At 63.5% G+C, this 23,079-nt stretch carries 20 protein-coding genes; 7 read left to right on the plus strand and 13 right to left on the minus strand.

The window, feature by feature from the left end; translation table 11 throughout:
* Nucleotides 1-26 precede the first annotated feature (26 nt).
* The 3 genes from ruvC to pdxT are packed head-to-tail and all read right to left on the minus strand — an operon-like array spanning nt 27 to nt 2,086.
* Nucleotides 27-617 (minus strand): crossover junction endodeoxyribonuclease RuvC, encoded by a 591-nt coding sequence (gene ruvC, locus IW252_RS01170; protein WP_196834896.1) that lies wholly within the window; start codon nt 615-617, stop codon nt 27-29.
* 3 nt (nt 618-620) lie between these two features.
* Nucleotides 621-1,376 carry a YebC/PmpR family DNA-binding transcriptional regulator gene (locus IW252_RS01175; protein ID WP_196834897.1) on the minus strand — a complete coding sequence of 252 codons (756 nt, stop codon included), beginning with the start codon at nt 1,374-1,376 and terminating at the stop codon, nt 621-623.
* A gap of 2 nt (nt 1,377-1,378) precedes the next feature.
* A complete protein-coding gene (gene pdxT, locus IW252_RS01180; RefSeq protein WP_196834898.1) occupies nt 1,379-2,086 on the minus strand; it encodes a pyridoxal 5'-phosphate synthase glutaminase subunit PdxT in 708 nt (235 codons plus the stop codon).
* Nucleotides 2,087-2,215: 129 nt separating this feature from the next.
* Here pdxT and IW252_RS01185 point away from each other — a divergent pair, with 129 nt between their 5' ends.
* Both IW252_RS01185 and IW252_RS01190 read left to right on the plus strand, forming a co-directional pair.
* On the plus strand, nt 2,216-4,225 hold the full coding sequence (locus IW252_RS01185; protein ID WP_196834899.1) for a M3 family metallopeptidase: 2,010 nt from the start codon (nt 2,216-2,218) through the stop codon (nt 4,223-4,225).
* A 28-nt stretch (nt 4,226-4,253) separates the two neighbouring features.
* Nucleotides 4,254-5,039, plus strand: coding sequence for a GNAT family N-acetyltransferase (locus tag IW252_RS01190; RefSeq protein ID WP_196834900.1), 786 nt, complete (start codon nt 4,254-4,256; stop codon nt 5,037-5,039).
* A gap of 79 nt (nt 5,040-5,118) precedes the next feature.
* Here the strand turns inward: IW252_RS01190 and pdxS are convergent, their stop codons facing one another.
* The 5 genes from pdxS to IW252_RS01215 form a co-directional block, all read right to left on the minus strand.
* Nucleotides 5,119-6,027 (minus strand): pyridoxal 5'-phosphate synthase lyase subunit PdxS, encoded by a 909-nt coding sequence (pdxS, locus tag IW252_RS01195; protein WP_196834901.1) that lies wholly within the window; start codon nt 6,025-6,027, stop codon nt 5,119-5,121.
* Nucleotides 6,028-6,162: 135 nt separating this feature from the next.
* Complete coding sequence (pgsA, locus tag IW252_RS01200; RefSeq protein WP_196834902.1) at nt 6,163-6,801, minus strand: phosphatidylinositol phosphate synthase; 639 nt, start codon at nt 6,799-6,801, stop codon at nt 6,163-6,165.
* Nucleotides 6,802-6,806: 5 nt separating this feature from the next.
* On the minus strand, nt 6,807-7,364 hold the full coding sequence (locus tag IW252_RS01205; RefSeq protein ID WP_196837030.1) for an HIT family protein: 558 nt from the start codon (nt 7,362-7,364) through the stop codon (nt 6,807-6,809).
* Between the two features lie 49 nt (nt 7,365-7,413).
* A complete protein-coding gene (thrS, locus tag IW252_RS01210) occupies nt 7,414-9,417 on the minus strand; it encodes a threonine--tRNA ligase (RefSeq protein ID WP_196834903.1) in 2,004 nt (667 codons plus the stop codon).
* Nucleotides 9,418-9,526: 109 nt separating this feature from the next.
* Nucleotides 9,527-10,456 carry a heme o synthase gene (locus IW252_RS01215; protein ID WP_231366068.1) on the minus strand — a complete coding sequence of 310 codons (930 nt, stop codon included), beginning with the start codon at nt 10,454-10,456 and terminating at the stop codon, nt 9,527-9,529.
* Nucleotides 10,457-10,801: 345 nt separating this feature from the next.
* Here IW252_RS01215 and tkt point away from each other — a divergent pair, with 345 nt between their 5' ends.
* From tkt to IW252_RS01240, 5 genes are all read left to right on the plus strand, one after another.
* Nucleotides 10,802-12,916, plus strand: a complete 2,115-nt coding sequence (gene tkt, locus IW252_RS01220) for a transketolase (RefSeq protein ID WP_196834905.1) — start codon at nt 10,802-10,804, stop codon at nt 12,914-12,916.
* 40 nt (nt 12,917-12,956) lie between these two features.
* Nucleotides 12,957-14,075 (plus strand): transaldolase, encoded by a 1,119-nt coding sequence (gene tal, locus IW252_RS01225; protein WP_196834906.1) that lies wholly within the window; start codon nt 12,957-12,959, stop codon nt 14,073-14,075.
* A gap of 2 nt (nt 14,076-14,077) precedes the next feature.
* A complete protein-coding gene (locus IW252_RS01230) occupies nt 14,078-15,697 on the plus strand; it encodes a glucose-6-phosphate isomerase (protein WP_196834907.1) in 1,620 nt (539 codons plus the stop codon).
* Nucleotides 15,698-15,786: 89 nt separating this feature from the next.
* A complete protein-coding gene (zwf, locus tag IW252_RS01235; RefSeq protein WP_196834908.1) occupies nt 15,787-17,334 on the plus strand; it encodes a glucose-6-phosphate dehydrogenase in 1,548 nt (515 codons plus the stop codon).
* On the plus strand, nt 17,331-18,272 hold the full coding sequence (locus IW252_RS01240; protein ID WP_196834909.1) for a glucose-6-phosphate dehydrogenase assembly protein OpcA: 942 nt from the start codon (nt 17,331-17,333) through the stop codon (nt 18,270-18,272). The genes zwf and IW252_RS01240 overlap by 4 nt, the downstream gene beginning before the upstream one ends.
* Nucleotides 18,273-18,389: 117 nt before the next feature.
* Here IW252_RS01240 and secG read toward each other — a convergent pair whose 3' ends face one another.
* The 5 genes from secG to whiA all read right to left on the minus strand — a co-directional run bounded on the left by secG (nt 18,390) and on the right by whiA (nt 23,077).
* On the minus strand, nt 18,390-18,641 hold the full coding sequence (gene secG / locus IW252_RS01245) for a preprotein translocase subunit SecG (protein ID WP_196834910.1): 252 nt from the start codon (nt 18,639-18,641) through the stop codon (nt 18,390-18,392).
* Nucleotides 18,642-18,673: 32 nt separating this feature from the next.
* Entirely contained in the window at nt 18,674-19,489 is an 816-nt protein-coding gene (tpiA, locus tag IW252_RS01250; RefSeq protein WP_196834911.1) for a triose-phosphate isomerase, read from the minus strand.
* Between the two features lie 4 nt (nt 19,490-19,493).
* Complete coding sequence (locus IW252_RS01255) at nt 19,494-20,720, minus strand: phosphoglycerate kinase (RefSeq protein ID WP_196834912.1); 1,227 nt, start codon at nt 20,718-20,720, stop codon at nt 19,494-19,496.
* Nucleotides 20,721-20,744: 24 nt separating this feature from the next.
* Nucleotides 20,745-21,758, minus strand: coding sequence for a type I glyceraldehyde-3-phosphate dehydrogenase (gap, locus tag IW252_RS01260; RefSeq protein WP_196834913.1), 1,014 nt, complete (start codon nt 21,756-21,758; stop codon nt 20,745-20,747).
* Between the two features lie 338 nt (nt 21,759-22,096).
* Complete coding sequence (gene whiA / locus IW252_RS01265) at nt 22,097-23,077, minus strand: DNA-binding protein WhiA (RefSeq protein ID WP_196834914.1); 981 nt, start codon at nt 23,075-23,077, stop codon at nt 22,097-22,099.
* Nucleotides 23,078-23,079: the final 2 nt, after the last annotated feature.

Genomic DNA, 23,079 nt, shown 5'->3' on the forward strand with positions numbered 1-23,079 from the left:
CGCAGACTGGCCATTTGAGCGCCGTGTCAGCGGCGTCGCGAACCATGACGAGCTGCGGCCTCGGCTTCCGCCCACGCACGTTGGGCGGCAGTCAGCCCACTCGAGCCACCGGTCCGGGTGGCCGAAGCGTGGGATCCCGGGGCCGCTCCCCGCCACCCATGGGTGATCGCCAGTGCGGCTGCGTCGGCCGCATCCGCTGGCTTGGGAGGAGCGTCGAGGCGCAGAATCTTGGCAACCATGCGACCGACGGCGGCTTTGTCCGCCTGCCCGGATCCCGTGACCGCAGCCTTCACCTCAGTGGGCGTGTGCAGGGCGACGGCGATGCCCCGCCGGGCCGCAGCGGCGATCACAATACCCGAGGCCTGGGCGGTGCCCATGACGGTGCTGACATTTGTATGGCTGAACACGCGCTCAACCGCTAAGGCATCGGGGCGATGCCGGTCCAGCCACGCATCGATTCCGTGCGCGATCGCCAAGAGTCGTTGATCGAGCGACTCTTCGGCGCTGGTGCCCACGACGGTGACGTCGATGAGGGTGGCTCGCCGATTGGGCTCGACGTCGACCACGGCCAACCCGCACCGGGTCAGGCCGGGGTCGACCCCGACGACGCGGAGCACAGGTTAGTCCTGCTCCAACTCGGCCATGACCTCCGCGGAAATGTCCACGTTGGAGTACACGTTCTGCACGTCGTCGAGTTCCTCGAGAGCATCGGCCAGCTTGAGGAACTTCCTCGCAGCGTCGGCGTCGAGCTCGACCTTCATGGAGGGCACGAATTCGGCCTCATCGCTCTCGTAGTCGATGCCAGCCTCTTCCAGACTCTCCACCACGGCACGCAGATCGGAGGGGTCGGAGATCACCTCAAACGTGTCCCCCGAGAGCTGCACCTCTTCAGCCCCAGCATCCAAGACGGCCAGCAGCAGATCGTCCTCGGAGAGATCCCCCTTGGGCAGAGCAACGACCCCCTTGCGGGCAAAGAGGTAGCTCACGGACCCCGGGTCCGCCACGGTCCCGCCTGAGCGGGTAATGGCCGTCCGGGTTTCCGCTGCAGCGCGGTTCTTGTTGTCCGTCAAGCATTCGACCAAAAGTGCCGAACCCTGCGGTCCTCGGGCCTCGTAGATGATCTCGGCGTAATCCACCGCCTCGCCCGTCAAGCCAGCGCCACGCTTGATCGCACGGTCGATATTGTCGTTGGGAACAGACTGCTTCTTGGCCTTCTGCACGGCGAGTTCGAGCGCCGGATTGCCCTCGACATCCGGACCGCCAGCACGTGCAGCCACCTCGATGTTCTTGGTCAGCTTCGCGAAGGCCTTGGCGCGCTTGGCGTCAATTGCTGCCTTCTTGTGCTTCGTCGTTGCCCACTTGGAATGGCCTGACATACCTAAGCGTCTCCTTTGATCATCTGAATGAAAAGTCGGTGAATCCTGCGCTCGCCCGTGACTTCTGGGTGAAAGCTCGTGGCCAGTAGGTTCCCCGAGCGCACGGCAACGATTCTATCGACCTGCGCGGCGTCATCGTTCCCCGCGCGCCCCGGCAGGGGCACTGAGGCGAGTATTTCGACGTCGGATCCTACCCGTTCGATCCACGGTGCACGGATGAACACGGCGCGCACGTTGGCGGGGTCCGCCGCCGAGGCCTCCCCCGGCACCGAAAGCAGCGCGGGCATCGGGATCTCCTCCTCGAATGAGTCGACCTGACGTCCAAACGCGTTGCGCCGGACCGTCACGTCGAGCCCGCCAAAAGTCTGCTGAGGTTCCCCCGCCGCGTTGCAGGCTGGATCCGCGATCTCGTCGGCCAACAAGATCATGCCCGCACAGGAGCCATAGACGGGCAATCCCTGGTGAATTAGGGCGCGCAAGGGTTCGGCGACACCGAACGCCCGGGACAGTTTGTCGATCGCTGTGGACTCGCCGCCAGGGATCACGAGTCCGTCCACTCCCTTGAGGTCCTCGGGACGCCGAATCCGGCGTGTCGCGGCGCCGCCAGCCTGCAAGGCCACTTGGTGTTCCGCGACGTCGCCCTGCAGAGCCAGAACCCCCACGAGCGGGCTGTTGAGCGCTGACGGCGAAATATCAGGTGTCGTGGTCATCGTGGTGCGTACTTCCTGCGGAGCTGATAGAGGCACCTACACTACGGTTGTTGTCCCCCTCGCCGCGAATGCGGGCCCTAATGCTGCATGATTCCCGACACACGGCGCCATCTGTGAAAAACTTGCTGCATGAGTAATCCGCTTCGAGAACCAAGCCTTCTGCCGTTTGGCATGCCCGACTACGCGGTGTTGACCGCCGAGCACTACCTCGAGGCAGTCACGGCGGGGATTCGCGAGCAAGAGGCGGAGGTTCAAGCCATCACGACGGCGGCTGGTGAACCAACCTTTGAGAACACGCTGGTTCCCTACGCACTGTCCGGGGAGACGTTGCGCCGGGCACTCCAGGCCTTCTACAACGTCAAACCGTCCCACGGCACCGACGACCTCTTGGATGCGGCGGCGGAGATTCAATCGCTCGTCACCGAGCATCACGATGCGTTGCATCTCAACGCAGATTTGTACGCTCGACTGGCCGCGGTGGATGCGGGTGACCTCGCGGGAGAGGACGCGCGCCTCCGGGAAGAAATCCTGCGCGCCTTCCGGCATGCTGGTGCGGACGTCCAAGGTACCGATCGTCGCCGCCTCAAGGAGTTAAACGCCGAGTTGACCCAATTGGGGTCCACCTATTCGCGCAAACTCCTCGCCGGGCAGAATGCGGCGGCAGTCCACTTTGAAGATCTCGTCGACCTCACCGGTTTATCCGAGTCAGACGTCGCCTCGGCGGCTCAGGCCGCCGTCGATGCAGGATACGACGGCGGTTACCTCCTGACGCTGGTGCTGCCGACCGGTCAACCCTTGCTTGATCGCCTCACTCAGGCATCCTCCAGGAAGCGACTCTTCGAAGCCAGCGTGACCCGCGGCCAAGCCGGTGAACACGCGACGCTGGACATCGCGCGCAGAATGGCGGAGCTCCGGGCCGAACGTGCCGGGATTCTGGGTTACTCAAACCATGCTGAGTACGTTATCGATGCGCAAACCGCTCCCAATCTGGAGGCCGTGCGAGACCAGCTGGCCACGCTGATCCCGCGCGCCGTGGAGAACGCGCGCGCCGAGCACCTCGCGCTTGAGCAGTATGCCGGGTTGCCTGTTCACGCGTGGGACTGGGCCTACTACTCCGGGTTGGTCAAGCAGGAACGTTACGACCTGGATCAGGCCGCCCTGCGGCCCTGGTTCGAACTCAATCAGGTGCTGGAGCACGGCGTCTTTGAGGCGGCCCGGCGCCTGTACGGAATCACGTGCCACGAACGCTTCGATTTGCCCGTCTACCACCCAGACGTTCGCGTGTGGGAGGTGCGTAATGGCGACGGCAGCGCACTGGGCCTCTACCTCGGAGACTTCTTTGCGCGGGCCACCAAGGCCGGCGGGGCGTGGATGAACTCCATCCGGGATGGGATCGGCGCCTTCGGTGAGTTGCCGGTGGTCACGAACAATTTCAACTACGCACCCCCGGCGCCGGGAACACCGTCGCTCCTGAGCCTCGACGAAGTCCGGACTCTTTTTCACGAGTTCGGCCACGCGCTGCACGGGCTTTTTTCCGAGGCGCGGTACCCGCAACTTGCCGGGACTCACGTCCCGCGGGACTTCGTGGAATACCCCTCGCAGGTCAACGAGATGTGGGCGCTGCATCCTGAACTCGTCGCGGGCTATGCGCGGCACGTTGAAACAGGAGCAGCATTGCCGGACGGGACGCTCGAGAAAATTGAGGCGGCGGCACTGTGGGGCGAAGGTTACGCCACGACTGAGTACCTCTCCGCCGCCGTGCTCGACTTGGCGTGGCACAGCCTCGGTCCAGGGGAAACGGTCGAAGACCCGCTGGCGTTTGAAGACGAGGCCCTGCGTGATGCCGGCCTCGATCCTGACCTCGTTCCGTCCCGGTACCGCACCGGATACTTCAAGCACATTTTTGACGGAGGATACGCTGCCGGCTATTACTCCTACATTTGGAGCGAGATTCTCGACGCGGACACCGTCGACTGGTTTACCGAGAACGGTGGACTCCAGCGCGCCTGCGGTGACGAGTTCCGCAGCCAATTGCTCAGCCGTGGAAATACGCGGGACCCCATGGACTCGTTCCGTGCCGTGCGGGGCCGCGATCCACGCGTAGAGCCCCTCCTGATCCGTCGTGGCCTCACCGATTGAGGGGCAGAGCAGGAAGGCGCATAGGGCGGTGATCTCTTTGCAGGCAGCACAAAACGCCGAAGCCGATTGGCAGCGCGCCCTCGCACTCGCGACGGGAGGCAAGGTCTTCAGCACGCACGGTTGCGACTGGGCGTGGCAACCGGCTCGGCGACGCTTGGTACTGCTGTTTCCGTCCGCCGCCACCGAGGCCGGGCTACGCCCCGGACTCGCCGAAGGCACGCGCCTTGGCGCACAGCGCGTCGACGCCCTCGTTAATGCGGCCGCTGCCGACCGAGAATTGCAGGCCGCTGGTTTCCGCGACTCCGCCCAGTTGCTGTGGTACGTCGGCTCGCCCCACCCCACTGATCTCACGTCGGCTGCCACTGGGTGGCAGGGCCGGGCCCGTGTGAGCCTCGACGTGCCGGAGGCCACTGGGGTCGATGCCGCGGAGCTGCGCGTCGCCTCCGCGTGGAAGGAGCCACACCCCGCCTCGGGTCGCCGCCCCGACGCCGCAGCGCGCCGAATCGAGCACGTCACCGCCCGGCGGGCGGATCGAACACTCGTCGGACGAGGATTCGCTCAATTCACCGTAGACGGAGCCATCTCACTGCATTCCTTGGCCGTTGCCGCGGAGGCACGGCGCCAAGGTGTCGGGCAGCGAATGGTCGCGGCGCTGGTGGAGGCGCTGACCGCTCCCGTGGCGGTCGATGCAGAGCCCGACGCGAGCCGACCACTCCCCCGCGTCGTCGCGGCCGGGACTCCACAGTCGGCAGCCTTCTTCAGCGCCTGTGGGCTGGAGCACCTCGGGCGAGGCCGGCGCCTGCGGCTCGCCTAAACGGGCCACAGACGACGTCGTCCCGCGGTATCGCTTGACACGAAACCGCGGGACGAGGAGCCCGCCGCGCGAAGAGGGATTACCAGCCGCGCTCTGCCAGGCGGTGTGGCTCTGGGATCTCATCGACGTTGAGGCCAACCATGGCCTCCCCCAGGCCTCGTGAGACATCCGCGATCGTCGTCGGATCGTCGTAGAACGTCGTCGCCTTGACGATGGCGTTGGCGCGCTGAGCGGGATTGCCCGACTTGAAGATCCCCGAACCGACGAAGACGCCGTCCGCGCCGAGCTGCATCATCATGGCGGCATCGGCCGGGGTGGCAATGCCGCCCGCGGTAAAGAGGACCACGGGAAGTTTGCCCGTGTCCGCTACCTCACGCACCAATTCGTAAGGGGCTTGGAGCTCCTTGGCAGCCACATACAGCTCGTCTTTCGGCAGCGAGGACAGGCGCGCGATGTCGGCACGGATCTGGCGCATGTGCGTGGTCGCGTTCGACACGTCGCCCGTTCCCGCTTCACCCTTCGAGCGGATCATCGCGGCGCCCTCATTGATACGGCGCAGTGCTTCGCCCAGATTGGTGGCACCACAGACGAAAGGTGCCGTGAAATCCCACTTGTCGATGTGGTTGGTGTAGTCCGCCGGGGAAAGGACCTCCGACTCATCGATGTAGTCGACGCCGAGCGACTGCAGAACCTGCGCCTCGACGAAATGGCCAATACGCGCCTTCGCCATGACGGGGATGGAGACCGTGTCGATGATGGACTGAATCATGTCCGGGTCCGACATGCGGGAGACGCCGCCCTGGGCGCGAATGTCGGCAGGAACTCGTTCGAGTGCCATGACGGCGACGGCGCCGGCATCCTCGGCGATCCGGGCCTGTTCGGCGGTGACAACATCCATGATGACGCCGCCCTTCAGCATTTCCGCCATACCGCGCTTCACGCGATTGCTTCCGGTCACCGGCGCCTGCGCTGCTTCGTTAGTGGACACGAAGTACGTCCTTTCACAAGGGGTCTCAAGAGGTGCTCCCCAGCCTACGGATGTTCTGGGGGCGGAGGACTGCCACATAACCTTCCGTGACACGCCTTTCCCGCAGCGCCATGATACTCCCCGGTGATGGATGTATCACAAAGCTTCGCGCACCTGCTGCCGCACCCGCAGTCCCCGTTGGACAATGGTGACGGCGCTGGCCGCCGCGAGGGCCGTCAAGGCTACAAGCACGATCACCGGTGGCAACCCCAGCCCATCGAGGCCGACGACGGTGAGCGCAACGACGAGGCGCTCGGCCCGCTCGGCAATGCCCACGTTGGCGTCGTAGCCCAGAGATTCCGCCTTGGCCCGCACGTAGGACACCACGCTTCCCAAAAAGAGGCAGGCCACCGCGGCGGCCCCGGTGGCTGGTGCTTGGCCGGTCGTGAAATACCACAGGGCGATCCCCCCAAAGATCGCCCCATCAGCCAGACGGTCCAAGGACGAATCAAGGAAGCTACCCCACTGACGCGCGGCTGCGTGTGAGCCAGACCGCTCCCGCCACTGCGGTAGACGAGCCATGGTGCCATCCAGCAAATCCGCCAGAACAAAGACCGTAATCACCATGGTCCCGGCGAAGAGATAGCCCAAGGGGTAGAGGATGAGGGCAGCCGCCATGACCCCCACGGTTCCCACGCAGGTCACCGCGTCGGGTGTGACGCCGTGCGCGAGGAGCCAGCGCGCCAACGGGGACATGATGCGGGTGACGACATCGCGCGCGTACGTGTTGAGCATCAGCGCTACGACACCGAGTTCCAAGCATCGGCCAGTTGCTGGCGCACATCGGAAAGTGTTGCCGGAATGGCCTTTGTCTGGGCAATGATCGGGAAGAAATTCCCATCGCCTCCCCACCGGGGCACGATGTGCTGATGCAGGTGAGCAGCGATGCCGGCGCCGCCAGCCGCGCCTTGATTCATGCCCAAATTGAACCCGGCTGGCTGCGAGACGTGGGTCAGGACTCTCATGGCTTGCTGACTCAGCTCGGCGACCTCGGCTGTCTCGTCCGGCGTCACGTCTGTGTAATTGGGGACGTGACGGTACGGGCAGACCAGCAAGTGGCCGGGGTTGTATGGATACAGGTTGAGGACTACGAACGCCGTTGTGCCCCGATGCACAATCAGTGACTCCTCGTCACTGCGGTGCGGGCCCTGACAGAAGGGGCAGGTCTCCGGATCCTTCACTTGGCCCTGCCCACCCTGAATGTAGGCCATGCGATACGGGGTCCAGAGTCGTTGAAAGCCATCGGGCACGCCGGCCAGACCATGGCGGTCAGTGATGTCGTCGTCGTGCTGGCTCATCGATGACGCAGCTGCCGCCGCGTGTTCTTCCCCGGCACTGCCCACGGAATCAAGCCTCCCTGTTCTTCACGGCCTTCACGATGCGCTCCACGGCGTCGTCGATCACAATACCGTTATCCTGACTGCCGTCACGGAAGCGGAAGGACACGGCACCGGCGTCGGCATCCTCGCCGCCAGCGATGATGGTAAAGGGGATTTTTTCCTTGGAGGCATTACGGATTTTCTTGGGGAAGCGGTCCGACGACAGATCTGCCTCCGCGCGAATTCCGCGTGCCCGGAGTTTTTCGACGACGTCCCACACGTAATCGTTGAACGCGTCAGCCACCGGGATGGCGCGAACCTGGACGGGCGCCAACCACGCCGGAAAGGCTCCGGCGTAGTGCTCCGTGAGGACACCCAAGAAGCGTTCGATGGATCCGAAGAGCGCGCGGTGGATCATCACTGGGCGCTGCCGCGAACCATCCGCCGCCTGGTACTCCAGCTCGAATCGCTCGGGCAGATTGAAGTCCAACTGGATGGTCGACATCTGCCACGTGCGTCCAATGGCGTCCCGGGCCTGGACAGAGATCTTGGGGCCGTAGAAGGCAGCGCCTCCCGGATCCGGCACCAACTCCAGACCGGACTCTGCCGCAACATCCGCCAACGTCTGAGTGGCTTCGTCCCAGACCTCATCGGATCCGACGTACTTGTCCGGGTTCTTGGTGGACAGCTCGAGATAGAAGTCGTCGAGGCCGTAGTCCTTCAGCAAACCCAACACGAAGTTGAGCGTCGTCGTCAGCTCGTCCTTCATCTGCTCGCGCGTGCAGTAAATGTGCGCATCGTCCTGAGTCATACCGCGCACGCGGGTCAGGCCATGAACGACTCCCGATTTCTCGTAGCGGTATACCTGACCGAACTCGAACAACCGCAGGGGCAACTCGCGGTAGGACCGTCCGCGGGACCCGAAAATCAGGTTGTGCATAGGGCAGTTCATGGGCTTGAGGTAGTAGTCCTGGCCCGGCTTGACGATCGCGCCATCGTCGTCGCGTGTCTCGTCAATATGCATCGCTGGGAACATGCCGTCGCGGTACCAATCAAGGTGACCTGACACCTCGTAGAGGCGGCCCTTCGTGATATGCGGGGTGTAAACGAACTCGTACCCAGCTTCCGTGTGGCGTTGCCGAGAGTAATCCTCCATGGCCTTACGGATGATTCCGCCCTTGGGATGAAACACCGGCAGGCCGGATCCCAACTCGTCCGGGAAGGAGAACAGATCGAGCTCGGAGCCGAGTTTGCGATGATCGCGCCGCTCAGCTTCAGCGATGCGCTCCTGATAAGCCTTGAGCTCCGCCTTGGTCGGCCAAGCCGTGCCATAAATCCGCTGCAGCTGCTTATTGTTCTCGCTGCCCAGCCAGTAGGCCGCGGCTGAGCGCGTCAGAGCGAAGGCGTTAGAGATGAGTTTCGTGTTGGGCAAGTGCGGACCACGGCAGAGATCGCACCAGATCACCTCGCCCGTCTTGCGGTCGACGTTGTCGTAAATCGTGAGCTCGCCTGCCCCCACCTCAACGTTGACGCCCTCACCCGCGTCATCTGCTTCAGAAGCTTTATCCAGCAGCTTCAGCTTGTAGGGTTCGCTGGCCATGGCGACACGCGCCTCGGCGTCGGACACTACGCGCCGAGCAAATTGCTGGTTCTTGTTGACGATCTTGAGCATCATCTTTTCGAGGACCTTGAGGTCCTCGGGTGTGAAGGGCTCTTCCACGTCGAAATCGAAGTAGAAACCATCCGTGATGTAGGGCCCGATCCCGAGCTTGGCGTCTGGCCGCAGCTCTTGGACCGCCTGGGCCATGACGTGCGCTGTCGAGTGCCGCAGGACGTTGAGGCCGTCCTCCGAATCAATCGACACCGACTCGACGCGGGTGTCAGCGACGAGTTCGCGGCTCAGATCCTGCAGTTGGCCGTCGACGCGCATCACGACAGTGGTCTTCTGATCTCGGAACAGCTCCGCTCCGGTCGTCCCGGCCGCCACCTCCCGAGATTCGCCGTCAACCGTCAGGGTGAGCTGTTGTGACACGTTCGGTCTCCTCAATAAGCAGGTGGGGCTTCATCACCTGCGGCATACGTCGGCCGCAGTCAGCCGACCCTTAGTTTAACCGCAGGCAGTGCCCGGTATCGAATCGTGCTTAGCCGAAGAGAGGCTGCCCGACAAACGGATCGATCGCGAGCGCGACGAACACGAGGGTGAGGTAGGTGATGGAAATATGGAAGACCTTCATAGCCTTCTTGTTCATGTCGGCTGGCTCATGATGCCGCTGCGCCTCGCGGTACAACACGTGCGATTCGAGGATGAACCAGGCCCCGGCGACAGCAGCAATAACGGTGTACACGATCCCGGCGTACCCCAGCGGCGCCAGCAAGAGGGAGCACGCCACGGTCGCCCACGCGTATAAGACCACTTGAACCGACACGGTGCGTGCACCCGCGATGGCGCCCAGCATCGGAATGCGTGCGGCGACGTAGTCCTCGGAATACTTCATCGACAAGGGCCAGTAGTGCGGTGGAGTCCACAAGAAGATGATGAGGAAAAGGATCAGGACTGGCCACTCAAGGGTATTCGTCACGGCCGCCCAGGCGATGGGCACCGGCATGCAACCAGCGATGCCGCCCCAGACGATGTTTTGGCTCGTCCGACGCTTCAGAATCAACGTGTAGAACACCACGTAGAGCAAGATGGCAGCCACGCCTAGCACGGCGGTCAAGAGATTCGCTCCCGCCCAGAGAATGGCGATGGAGACGATCGCTAGGGCCCAGGCAAAGATCAAGGCTTCGCGCGGCGTGACGTCGCCAGTGACGAGCGGCCGGCCCTGCGTCCGGCGCATGAGTTTGTCCGCCTCGCGATCGATGTAACAGTTGAAGGCGCCGGAAGCGCCCGCGGCCATCGCGCCGCCCACTAAGGTCGCCACGATCAGCGCCACGCTGGGGAAACCTCGTTCGGCAAAGATCATGGTCGGCAGCGTCGTCACAAGAAGCAGCTCAATGACGCGCGGCTTGGTCAGGGCGAAGTACGCACCCGCTTTGCGTCGCGCGAAGTGGCCGAATGGCTCATTCGGCATTCGGCGCGCGCGATCAACCTGCGCGTCGTCGCTGACAACGGACTTCAGGGACATGCCACTCAGTTCTCTGCGGGGGTACGGACAGACACTAACCATCATACCCTTTTACAGCTTGTAGAACTCGGAGGGTGTGACGCACCCGCCCTCATGAGTCGTGAATCACTTCTTCGCTGTCAGCTGAGACCGGCGTTACACGTGGGTTCACATGCAGGCGTGTGTGACGTGAACGGGCTATGGTGGTGGGCACGCGCCGGAGCCAACGAAGGCCCTGTTTGAGGGTGGGCGATGCCGAGTCGCCGTGTTCTCCGGCGACACATCTGAAGCTCTCAAGAGAGGAACCACATCGTGGCGCCACAGTCGGAAGTTGTCGAGTTGTCTTGGACGCAGGAAGATGAGCGTGCCGTAGACACGATTCGCGTCCTGGCCGCGGACGCCGTTGAGAAGGTTGGCAGCGGCCATCCCGGAACGGCTATGAGCTTGGCACCAGCCGCCTACCTGCTGTTCCAAAAGCACCTGCGGCACGATCCGAAGGACCCCAACTGGGCCGGACGTGACCGCTTTGTCCTCTCCCCCGGTCACACTTCCCTGACCCTGTACCTGCAGTTGTTCCTCTCCGGCTACGGCTTGGAAATGGACGACATTGCCTCCTTGCGCGCCGCAGGATCCAAGACGCCAGGCCACCCCGAATACGGGCACACGGAGGGCGTCGAGATCACGACCGGGCCGTTGGGCCAGGGCCTCGCCTCCGCCGTCGGTTTCGCCTACGGTCAGCGCCGCCTCCGCGGCATGCTTGACGCGGACGCTCCTGCCGGGCAAAGCCCCTTCGACCACACGGTCTGGGTCATCGCGTCCGACGGCGACCTTCAAGAAGGCGTGACCTCCGAGGCCTCCTCCCTCGCCGGGCATCAGCAACTCGGAAACCTCGTGGTGATCTACGACGACAACAAGATTTCCATTGAGGACGACACCGACGTGGCCTTCACGGAAGACGTCTTGGCCCGCTATGAGGCCTACGGCTGGCACACCCAGCGCGTCGACTGGACCGAATCCGGCGGCTACGTCGAGGACATTCAAGCACTCGACGCAGCGTTGACGGCGGCGAAGAGCGAAACAGCGCGGCCTTCCATCATTTCGCTGCGGACCATCATTGGTTACCCCGCTCCGACGAAGCAGAACACGGGCGGCATCCACGGCTCCAAGCTCGGAACCGAGGAGCTCGAGGGCCTCAAGAAGGTGCTCGACTTCGACCCCGAGCAGTCGTTCGTCATTGAGGACAAGGTCCTTGCCCACACGCGCGAGGTCGTCGAGCGCGGTGCCACGGCGCACGCCGAATGGCAAAAGTCCTTCGATGCTTGGGCGACCGAGCACCCCGAAGAGAAGGCCTTGTTCGACCGGATCGAGAAGCGGGAATTGCCCGCTGGCTGGGAAAAGAGCCTCCCGGTCTTCGACGCCGGCGAGTCGATCGCCACGCGGGCTGCCTCCGGAAAAGTCATTAACGCCATCGCCGGCGTGTTGCCCGAGTTGTGGGGCGGATCCGCCGATCTGGCCGGTTCGAACAACACCACCATCACGAGTGCTAAGTCCTTCATCCCGGCGGCGCATTCTACCGACAAGTGGTCCGGCGATCCCTACGGCCGCGTCTTGCACTTTGGCATTCGCGAACACGCCGCCGGTGCGATTACGAACGGCATCGTGCTGTCCTCGAAGACGCGCGCGTTCAATGGAACGTTCCTGATTTTCTCGGATTATCAGCGCCCCGCCATTCGACTGGCGGCGTTGATGGGCGTGCCGACCATCTTCGTCTGGACTCACGATTCCATCGGACTCGGCGAGGACGGCCCGACCCACCAGCCTGTGGAACAGTTGGCGAGCTTGCGCGCCATTCCCAACCTCGACGTCGTGCGCCCGGCCGACGCGAACGAGGTCGCGTGGGCGTGGAAGTCGGTGCTCGAGAATTCGAACAATCCGGCCGGCATTGTCCTGACCCGCCAGAATTTGCCGGTGTTCGACCGCACCGCGCCCGGATTCGGTGACGTCTCCGGCGTTGCCAAGGGCGGTTACGTTCTGGCTGAGGCGCTGGATTCCGACGGCTCGGTCACCACGCCCGACGTTCTGCTGTTGGCCACCGGCTCGGAAGTTGAGATTGCCGTGGAGGCACGCGAGGCACTCGCCGCGCAGGGTACCGCGGCTCGCGTCGTGTCCCTGCCGTGTGTTGAGTGGTTCAATCAGCAGGACGCGGACTACCGGCAGTCGGTTTTGCCGAAGGACATCAAAGCTCGCGTTTCGATCGAGGCAGGCTCCACTGTGGGCTGGCGCGAGTTCGTCGGCGACGCCGGACGGACCGTCGGGTTGGATCACTTTGGCGCCTCCGCCGACTACAAGACCCTCTACCGCGAGTTTGGCCTGACCGCAGAGGCCGTCGTGGAAGCCGCGCACGAGTCGATTGCGGACGCCCGGTAAAGCGCGTTCAACGCAGTAGCGAACAGTAAAGGACTAACTAATGAGCAACACGAACACTGCCGCCCTCTCGCAGGCCGGCGTTTCCATCTGGCTTGATGACCTTTCCCGCGAACGGTTGAACAGCGGATCGCTGGAGCAGCTGATTCAGGAGAAGAACGTGGTTGGCGTGACGACTAACCCGGCCATCTTCGCCGCCGCCGTCGCTGGCGGAAACGATGCCTACGACGCACAGGTCAGGGAACTCGCCGCGTCCGGTGCCGACGTTGAGGAAGCAATTTTTGAGATCACGACCGCCGACGTTGCCGCGGCATGCGATCTCTTGGCTGAGACGTACACGTCGTCTGACGGGTACGACGGTCGCGTGTCCCTCGAAGTGGATCCGCGTCTGGCCGCCGAAACGCAGAAGACGGCTGAGGAAGCTAAGAAGCTCCACGCCAAGGTGGGACGCGACAATGTCATGATCAAGATCCCCGCAACGCTCGAGGGACTCGAAGCGATTACGGCCACCATCGCCGAAGGCATTAGCGTCAACGTGACGCTGATCTTCTCGCTCGATCGCTACCGCGCCGTGATTAACGCCTTCATGGAGGGCCTGGAGAAGGCCCACGAGAACGGGCATGACCTGAGCAAGATTCACTCGGTCGCGTCGTTCTTCGTCTCGCGCGTAGATACGGAGATCGACAAGCGTTTGGACAGCATTGGCACTGACGAGGCGCGGGCGCTGAAGGGCAAGGCTGGACTGGCCAACGCTCGCCTGGCCTACCAGGTCTATGAGGAGCAGTTCACGACGGAACGTTGGAGCACCCTGGAAAGCGCCGGCGCCAATCGGCAGCGTCCGCTCTGGGCCTCCACCGGTGTCAAGGACCCGAACCTTCCGGACACGCTCTACGTGACCGAGCTCGTCGCGCCCGGCGTGGTCAACACGATGCCGGAGAAGACGCTGGACGCCGCAGCCGATCACGGCACCGTCACGGGCGACACAATCACCGGAACGTATGCCACCTCGAATGAGGTCCTCGATGACCTCGCTGCTCAAGGCATCAGCTACAACGACGTCGTGGCGCAGCTGGAAGCTGAGGGTGTCGAGAAGTTCGAGGTGGCGTGGGGCGAGTTGCTGGACGACGTCCGTCAGGCCCTTGAAGCCGCCAAGGGGGCGTGAGGATGAGTTCACTCAGCTTCGAGGCCACGGGTGTCGCCCGGGAAGCCGTGGAGGCTCACGTCAAGCAACTCGTGTCCGAGCGGTTCGCTTCGCGGCTCTTTGAGCAAGATGCCGCGCTGTGGGGCGCGGAGGCTGAATCCGAGGCCTCAATGCGGTTGGGGTGGGTGGATCTCTTCGAGCAGTCCCGCAGTCTCGTCGAGCCCATCGTGGCCCTCCGCGACGAACTGCGAGCCGAGGGAATTGACCGCGTTGTCCTCGCGGGAATGGGTGGCTCCTCGCTGGCGCCCGAGGTGATCACCGCAACCGCGGGGGTCGACCTCGTGGTCCTCGACAGCACTGACCCCACGATGGTCAGCTCCGCTCTCGCCGACCGGCTCGAATCGACCGTGCTGGTGGTGTCGTCGAAGTCAGGTTCCACCGTTGAGACGGACTCCGCGCGGCGCGCTTTCGAAGCGGCCTTTGCCGCGGCGGGACTCGATGCCCGGCAGCGCGTGGTGATCGTCACCGATCCAGATTCGCCCATGGACCAGATGGCGCGCGAGGGCGGCTACCGCGCCGTCTTCAATGCCAATCCACACGTCGGCGGCAGGTACTCTGCCTTGACCGCGTTTGGACTGGTTCCCTCCGGCCTGACTGGAGTCGATCTTCATGAGCTTCTGAGCGATGCAGAGGAAGCCGCCGAGTTTCTGCGCGAAGACGATGAGGACAACAGCGGGCTAGCGCTCGGCGCCGCTTTGGGTGGCACTGATCCCCTGCGAGACAAGATCGTCTTTGTGGACGAGGGCTCGGGAATCACGGGATTCGCGGATTGGATCGAACAGCTCATCGCCGAATCGACCGGCAAAGAGACCACTGGCCTTCTCCCTGTGGTGGTTGAGCCAGACGCACCAGAGGTCTCTGGCGCCGCGGACACCCTCGTGGTGCGCCTCGTTGCCCCCGATGCTGAGACTGGGGACGCGTCGACGGCGAACGAGGTACGCGTCGGAGGGTCTCTGGGAGGGCAGCTGCTCCTGTGGGAAGTCGCCACCGTCGTGGCCGGACGCTTGTTGTCCATCAACCCGTTCGATCAGCCCGATGTTGAAGCGGCCAAGGCGGCTGCGCGGGGTCTGCTCGACGATCAGCCCGAGCCCGAGGCGCCGTTGGCCGTCGATGGAGTCATCGAGATCCGAGGATCAGCCGACCTATTCGGTCAGGTCACGACGGTTACGGATGCGCTCAAGGCCCTGCTGGGAGCCTTGAGCGAGGACGGCTACGTCAGCATCCAGGCGTATACGGATCGATGGAGCTGCGCAGAACTCGCCAAGGTACGGGGTCCCCTCGCTGCGACCGCTGGGCGGCCCGTCACCTTCGGTTGGGGTCCGCGTTTTCTGCATTCAACCGGTCAGTTCCATAAGGGCGGCCCACGGGTGGGGGCTTTTCTCCAGATCACCGCCGGCACGGAGGTAGATGTGGAGATTCCTGAGCGGCCCTTTACCTTCGGTGAATTGATCAGCGCACAAGCAACCGGCGATGCCAGAGTCCTCGTGGACTTAGGACGTCCGGTGGTGCGGCTTCACGCGCGCGATCGGACCGCTGGTCTAGCGCAGATTCGTGCAGCAGTCGCCAGCCTGGCGAACGACTAACGTCCACCTCGCGGACGGCTTCGCCGTCCTCCCGATGACGAGGGCGGGTGCACATTGTGAAGGCACCCGCCCTCGTCAGGAAAGTAGACATGCCACTCAGTACGTCCAATCCCCTGCGCGATGCCCGCGACCGCCGGCTCAATCGCATCGCTGGACCCTCCGCCCTCGTGTTCTTTGGTGTCACCGGAGACCTAGCCCGAAAGAAACTTCTGCCGGCGGTGTACGATTTGGCCAACCGCGGCTTGTTGCCCCCCAGCTTCGCCGTCGTGGGTTTTGGTCGACGCGACTGGAGCGATGACGAGTTTGTCAGCCAGGTCCGCGGCTGGGTTGAAACTCACGCCCGCACGGAGTTTGACGAGACCGTGTGGCAGCAGCTCTCCTCCGGGTTTCGGTTTGTCACCGGCGGCTTTGATGATGACGCGGCCTTCGAGACGTTGGGAGAGACCCTGCGTGAGCTCGAGCGCTCCCGCGGGACGCGTGGTAACCACGCCTTTTACCTGTCCATCCCACCGAACTCGTTTGAGCAGGTCTGCCAGCAGTTGTCTCAGCACGGCCTGGCCACGCGAGACCAGGTCGAGGAAGACACTCACACGTGGCAGCGCGTCGTGATCGAGAAGCCCTTCGGCCACAATCTCGAGTCCGCACGCGAGCTCAATAGCATCGTTGAGCAGGTTTTCCCCTCTGATGCCGTCTTCAGGATTGACCACTATCTTGGCAAGGAGACGGTGCAGAATCTGTTGGCACTGCGTTTTGCCAACCAGCTATTCGAGCCGCTGTGGAACGCCAACCATGTTGACCACGTGCAGATCACCATGGCCGAAGATATTGGCATTGGCGGCCGGGCGAGCTACTACGATGGCGTTGGCGCGGCCCGCGACGTCATTCAGAACCACTTGCTGCAGCTCTTGGCGCTCACAGCGATGGAAGAGCCCATTAGTTTCGACGCGGAGCACCTGCGGGCCGAGAAGGAGAAGGTCCTGGCCGCCGTCGAGCTTCCGGCAGACCTCTCTGCGGCATCCGCTCGTGGGCAATACTCGAGCGGTTGGCAGGGCGGCGAGGAAGTCGTCGGTTTCCTGGATGAGGAAGGGTTCAACCCGGAATCGAAGACGGAGACCTACGCGGCGCTGCGCCTCGATATCAACACCAGGCGCTGGGCCGGGGTTCCCTTCTACCTGCGCGCCGGCAAGCGCTTGGGACGCCGCGTCACGGAAATCGCCGTCGTGTTCAAACGTCCTCCCAACCTGCTCTTCCGGGACAACCACGAGGCGACCATGGGGCAGAACGCCGTGGTGATCCGCGTTCAGCCGGACGAGGGAGCCACGATTCGATTCGGTTCAAAGGTCCCGGGCACGCAGATGGAAGTCCGTGATGTCACCATGGACTTTGGCTACGGCCACTCCTTCACCGAGTCCAGTCCGGAGGCGTACGAGCGTCTCATCCTCGACGTGCTTCTGGGCGAGCCACCGCTGTTCCCGCGGCACGAGGAAGTTGAGCTGTCCTGGAAGATCCTCGACCCGTTCGAGGAGCATTGGGCTTCCCTCGACGCACAGCCGGATCCTTATGAACCCGGTAGTTGGGGCCCCACCAGCGCCGACGAATTGATGGCACGTGACGGAAGGACGTGGCGCCGCCCATGATTGTTGACCTAGAAAAGACCACGACGTCGAAGGTCGCGAAGCAGCTCCAGAAGCTCCGCGAAGCGGGCGGCGTCGTCGCCCTCAGCCGCGTGCTAACGCTCGTGGTCTTGACCACCGAGGGATTCGAAGAGCCAGCCATTGAGGCCGCGAATCTGGCCAGTCGGGAACACCCGTGCCGGATCATCGTGGTGGTCGAGGGAACAGCGGACCGGGACACCCGCCTAGACGCGCAGATCCGCGTCGGAGGCGACGCCGGCGCTTCTGAGGTGATAGTCCTCCGGGGGCAAGGCGAACTCGCCGCGACCAACCAAGCCCTCGTCTCCGGCCTGCTTCTGCCGGACGCGCCCATCGTCGCCTGGTGGCCGCACGGCGTCCCGGAGCAAGCCAGCGAGACGCCGATTGGTCGCATCGCTCACCGCCGCATTACCGACTCCCAAGTCGAGGCGGCACCTCGAGCCGCACTCTGGCGCATCTCCGACCACTACGTGGCGGGCGATACAGACCTCGCCTGGACTCGCATCACGTTGTGGCGCGCCCAGCTAGCCTCCGTCCTCGACCAGATCGATCCCGCGTCGATTTCGTCCGTCACGGTTAAGGGGGCCGGAGACTCGTCGAGCACAGACCTCTTGGCTGCGTGGCTCACCTTGACCCTCGACGTGCCGGTGACCATTGCCTCGACGACGCCGGGAACTGGCGTTCGCAGCGTTCGGCTCAGCCGCGCGGACGGCGATGTCGTCCTGACCCGGCCCCACGGTCACGTGGCCGAGCTGTATCAGCAGGACCAGCCGGTGCAGCGCATTTCCATGCCCCGGCGACCGCTCTCCGACTGTTTGGCCGAGGAACTGCGGCGGCTAGATCCGGATGAGGTCTTTGGCGAAGTCGTTACCGAGGGCTTACGCAAGACGAACCTGCGCAGCGTGGTGGCTTCCGAACGGTAAGCCCGGCCGGCAGCGAAGGTCCATCGGTTGCCAGAACCACAGAGGCCGCCTCCCCGGAACTCCGGGGAGGCGGCCTCTGCCGTGGTCTCACGATGCGCTAGCGAACGCCAGCCTCCGTCAGACCTCGACGTTGAAACGGGCTATCAGGCCGAGTGCGATGACCACGACGCCCCACGTGAGACCCATGCCGACCGTCAAGCGGTTAAGGTTGCGCTCGGCCACACCCGAGGCGCTCAAATTGCTCGTCACGCCACCGCCGAACATGTCAGACATGCCGCCGCCACGTCCCTTGTGCAAGAGAACAAGCAGAATGAGCAAGAGGCTGGTAATGCCCAGCAGGACCTGCAGAATAATCTTCAGTGCGTCCACTACGGCCTTTCGGTATGCGTCTTCCGTGGAGACTAGTCGGTCACCAGGTGGTTCTCGAACCTGACAATGCTAGCAAATTCAGCGGCATCGAGGCTCGCACCCCCGACGAGAACGCCATCCACGTCGCGTTCGCGGAGAATCTGTGCTGCGTTCTGCCCCTTGACGGATCCACCGTAGAGCAGGCGTACGGCCCCCGCCGTGGCGGCGTCGTACAACTCCTCGATTTCGGCGCGCAGGGCGGCGCACATTACCTGCGCGTCCTCAGGCCCCGCTACCTCGCCTGTCCCGATGGCCCAGACCGGCTCATAAGCCACCACGAGGCGAGCCACCTGTTCCGCCGTAATGCCCTCGAGGTCGGCGCGCAGTTGCTCCAGCGTGTGCTCGACGTGGGTGCCTGCTTGGCGGATTTCCAGTCCTTCGCCCACGCACAGTACCGGTGTCAGATCGTGGCGGAAGGCGGCCTCAACCTTGGCGCGCAGCGTCGCATCCGTTTCTTGGTGGATGGTGCGGCGTTCTGAGTGCCCGACGAGGACATAGGTGCAGCCGAGCCTGTTCAGGAACTGGCCCGAAATATCACCGGTGTACGCGCCAGAATCATGCTCGGAGAGGTCCTGGGCCCCATAGACGACGTCGAGGTCGTCACCAGCGACGAGCGTCTGGACGCCGCGTAGATCCGTGAACGGCGGAAACACGGCTACCTCCACGCGACGGTGGTCATGATGAGCATCATCCAAGGTCCACGCGAGCTTTTGGAGCAGCGTGATGCCCTGAACGTGGTCCATGTTCATTTTCCAATTGCCCGCAATGAGCGGTCGACGAACAAACTCGCCATTTTGACTTTGCGTCATGTGATCACCCTTCCAAGGCCCGCAGGCCCGGCAATTCCTTGCCCTCGAGGTACTCGAGGCTGGCCCCGCCACCGGTCGAAATATGGCCGAAGCTGTCCTCGCTGAATCCGAGCTGGCGGACGGCCGCAGCCGAGTCGCCGCCGCCGACGACGCTAAACGCCTCAGAGTCTGACAGCGCCTGCGCCACGGTTCGGGTACCGCCAGCGAAGGCCTCAATCTCGAAGACACCCATCGGGCCATTCCAGAAGACGGTGTTGGCGCCGCGAATGAAACTGGCAAACTTCTCTGCGGTCGCGGGGCCGATATCTAGTCCCAGGCCGCTGGAACCAAAGGAACCAGCTTCCATCGCATCAGCGGCAACCACCTCGTGTTCCGCGTCGGCCCCGAACTTGCTGGCCATCACGATGTCCGTCGGAAGGACGATCTCGCAGCCCAGCTCGCGGGCTTTCTTGAGATACCCCTTGACGACGTCAAGTTGATCTTCTTCCAGCAAGCTGGAACCGACCGGGTGGCCCAAGGCCTTGAGAAAGGTGAAGACCATGCCGCCACCAATGAGCAGGTGGTCCGCGCGCCCCAGAAGATTGTCAATAACGGCCAACTTGTCCGAGACCTTTGAGCCGCCGAGCACGACGACGTAGGGCCGCTTTGGTGCCTCCGTGAGCGTCTTGAGGACTTCGACCTCCGTATGAACGAGGTCTCCTTGATAGGCCGGCAGCAGGCCAGCCACATCGAAGACCGAGGCATGTCGGCGATGCACGGCGCCAAACGCGTCGTTGACATACGCGCCCTGCTCCCCCGTCAGTGCGACGAGCTCGCGCGCGAACGTCAACCGCTCGGCTTCGTCTTTGCTGGTCTCCCGCGCATCGAAACGCACGTTCTCCACGAGCAGCAGCTCGCCCTCTGCCAAGTCGCTCGCCAAGCGCTGCGCGTCCGGACCAGCGACATCCTGGGCAACCGTGACGGGAAAGTCCGCCAGATCGGCCAGTCGCTGCCCAGCCGGCTTGATCGAAAACTGTGGGTCCACTTGTCCCTTGGGGCGGCCCAAGTGCGCCATGACGATGACCTTGGCGCCAGCCTCAGTCAGCTGGGACAGCACTGGCAGGGAGGCACGAATTCGACCATCGTCGGTCACGGTAGAACCGTCAAGCGGCACGTTCAGGTCGCTACGAACCAGAACGTGCCGCCCACGGACACCATCAGCGAGAAGATCGTTGAGAGTGTGAGAAGTCATGTGAAAAGGCTATCCGATCAGTGCCTACTGACCGAGCTTCTCACCGACGAAGTCGGTCAGGTCTACCAGACGGTTGGAGTAGCCCCACTCGTTGTCGTACCAGCCCAAAACCTTGACGGTGCTGCCGATCACCTTGGTCAGCGGGGCATCGAAGATCGCCGAGTGCGGATCCGTCGTGATGTCCGACGAGACGATGGGATCCTCGGAGTACTTCAGCAGGCCAGCGAGTGGACCGCCGTCAGCAGCCTTCTTGAAGGCCGCGTTGACCTCCTCGACGGAGGCCTCCTTGCCGACCTTCACCGTGAGGTCAGTCAGGGAACCAGTCGGGGTCGGAACGCGCACCGCGAAACCGTCCAGCTTGCCCTTGAGCTCGGGCAATACGAGGCCAATCGCCTTCGCTGCGCCGGTCGAGGTCGGCACCATGTTCAGCGCCGCAGCCCGGGCACGACGCGGATCCTTGTGCGGTCCGTCTTGCAGGTTCTGATCCGCGGTGTAGGCGTGCACCGTGGTCATCAGACCTTCCACGATGCCAAATTCGTCGTTAAGCACCTTGGCGATCGGGCCCAGGCAGTTCGTGGTGCAGGAAGCGTTCGAGATGATGTCGTGCGCCTGCGGATCGTACTGATCGTCGTTGACACCCATGACGATGGTGATGTCCTCGTCGGAGGCTGGCGCGGAAATGATGACCTTCTTCGCGCCGGCCTCGAGGTGCTTCTTGGCTCCCTCGGCCTTGGTGAAGAAACCGGTGGACTCGACGACGATGTCCACATTGAGTTCACCCCAGCCCAGCGCTGCGGGGTCACGCTCGGAGAGCACCTTGACAGGGGATCCGTCGATGACGATCTGATCCCCGTCGACGGTCACCTCGCCCGGGAAGCGGCCCAAGATCGAGTCGAACTTCAAGAGGTTAGCCAACTCGGCGATCGAGCCGAGGTCGTTGACGGCGACGATTTCGAAGTTCGCGTCAGCGGCGTGGGCGGCACGCAGGAAGTTGCGTCCGATGCGTCCAAAGCCGTTAATGCCTACACGGGTTGTCACGTGGTTTCTCCTTGCCGGAATGTGCGGTCACTTCGAAACCAAATGAGAACATCTCGGAGTGACCAGCGGACAGATTGGACACTCCGTTGTGCCGCTAACTGGGCATCCACCCAGCTAGCCGGACGGTTGACCCGATGCCCTGACGGACCGGCCAACCACGTCCCTACACCACACCATACGCCAATTGCTGACTCAGTGTGACGGGGATAACAAGAACGAGACGCAGTCGACGTTCTTGGGAACCATCGCTATTGATAGCTCACAACGTCCAAGCCTAGCGGCCCACGGCGCGGACCGCATCACCACACGACGAATCCGCGCAACAATTCTCGACGAACTTATCCGTCGAGCATCTCCGCTGTTACGCTGTCCTCTGTTCCCGGAATGGCAAGCTCGGCGGCGCGCTTGTCCGCCATGGCCAGCAGTCGGCGAATCCGTCCAGCTATCGCGTCCTTCGTCATGGGCGGATCTGCCAAGCGCCCGAGCTCATCGAGGCTCGCCTGCTTGTGGGCGATGCGCAAGGATCCGGCATACCGAAGGTGCTCGGGCACCTCATCGCCCAAGATTTCCAGCGCGCGTTCAACGCGCGCTCCCGCAGCAACCGCGGCTTGGGCCGATCGCCGCAAATTGGCGTCATCGAAATTGGCGAGCCGATTCGCCGTGGCTCGAACTTCTTTGCGCATGCGGCGCTCTTCCCACGTCAACAGCGTCTCGTGAGCGCCCATTCTGGTGAGCAGGGCGGCGATCGAATCACCGTCCCTGATGACCACGCGGTCTACACCGCGCACCTCGCGAGCTTTTGCGACGATGTCGAGGCGGCGTGCAGAACCAACCAGTGCGAGCGCCGCCTCGGGACCTGGGCACGTGATTTCGAGGGCTGAGGATCGACCGGGCTCGGTCAAGGACCCATGGGCCAGGAAGGCGCCCCTCCAGACGGCTTCGGCGTCGGCCGTCGAGCCGTTGACAATCACCGACGGTAGCCCACGCACCGGACGTCCCCGCCCGTCGAGGAGCCCAGTCTGCCGGGCCAAGGCTTCTCCCTCGCGGACGACGCGGACGACGTAACGGTTGCCGCGCCGGAGGCCTCCTCCAGAGACCACGATGATCTCGGCCTGATGACCGTAGACCTCAGCAATGTTTTGGCGCAGACGACGTGCGGAGGCTGCCAAGTCCAGTTCGGCTTCGATCACGATCCGACCGGAAATGATGTGCAAACCGCCCGCGAAGCGCAGGGTCGACGAGACTTCTGCCTTGCGCTCCGAGGACTTTTTGATATCGAGCCGGGCGAGCTCGTCCTTGACCGACGCGGTCAATGCCATGT

This window comes from Zhihengliuella flava (assembly GCF_015751895.1).
Classification (GTDB): Bacteria; Actinomycetota; Actinomycetes; order Actinomycetales; family Micrococcaceae; genus Zhihengliuella; species Zhihengliuella flava.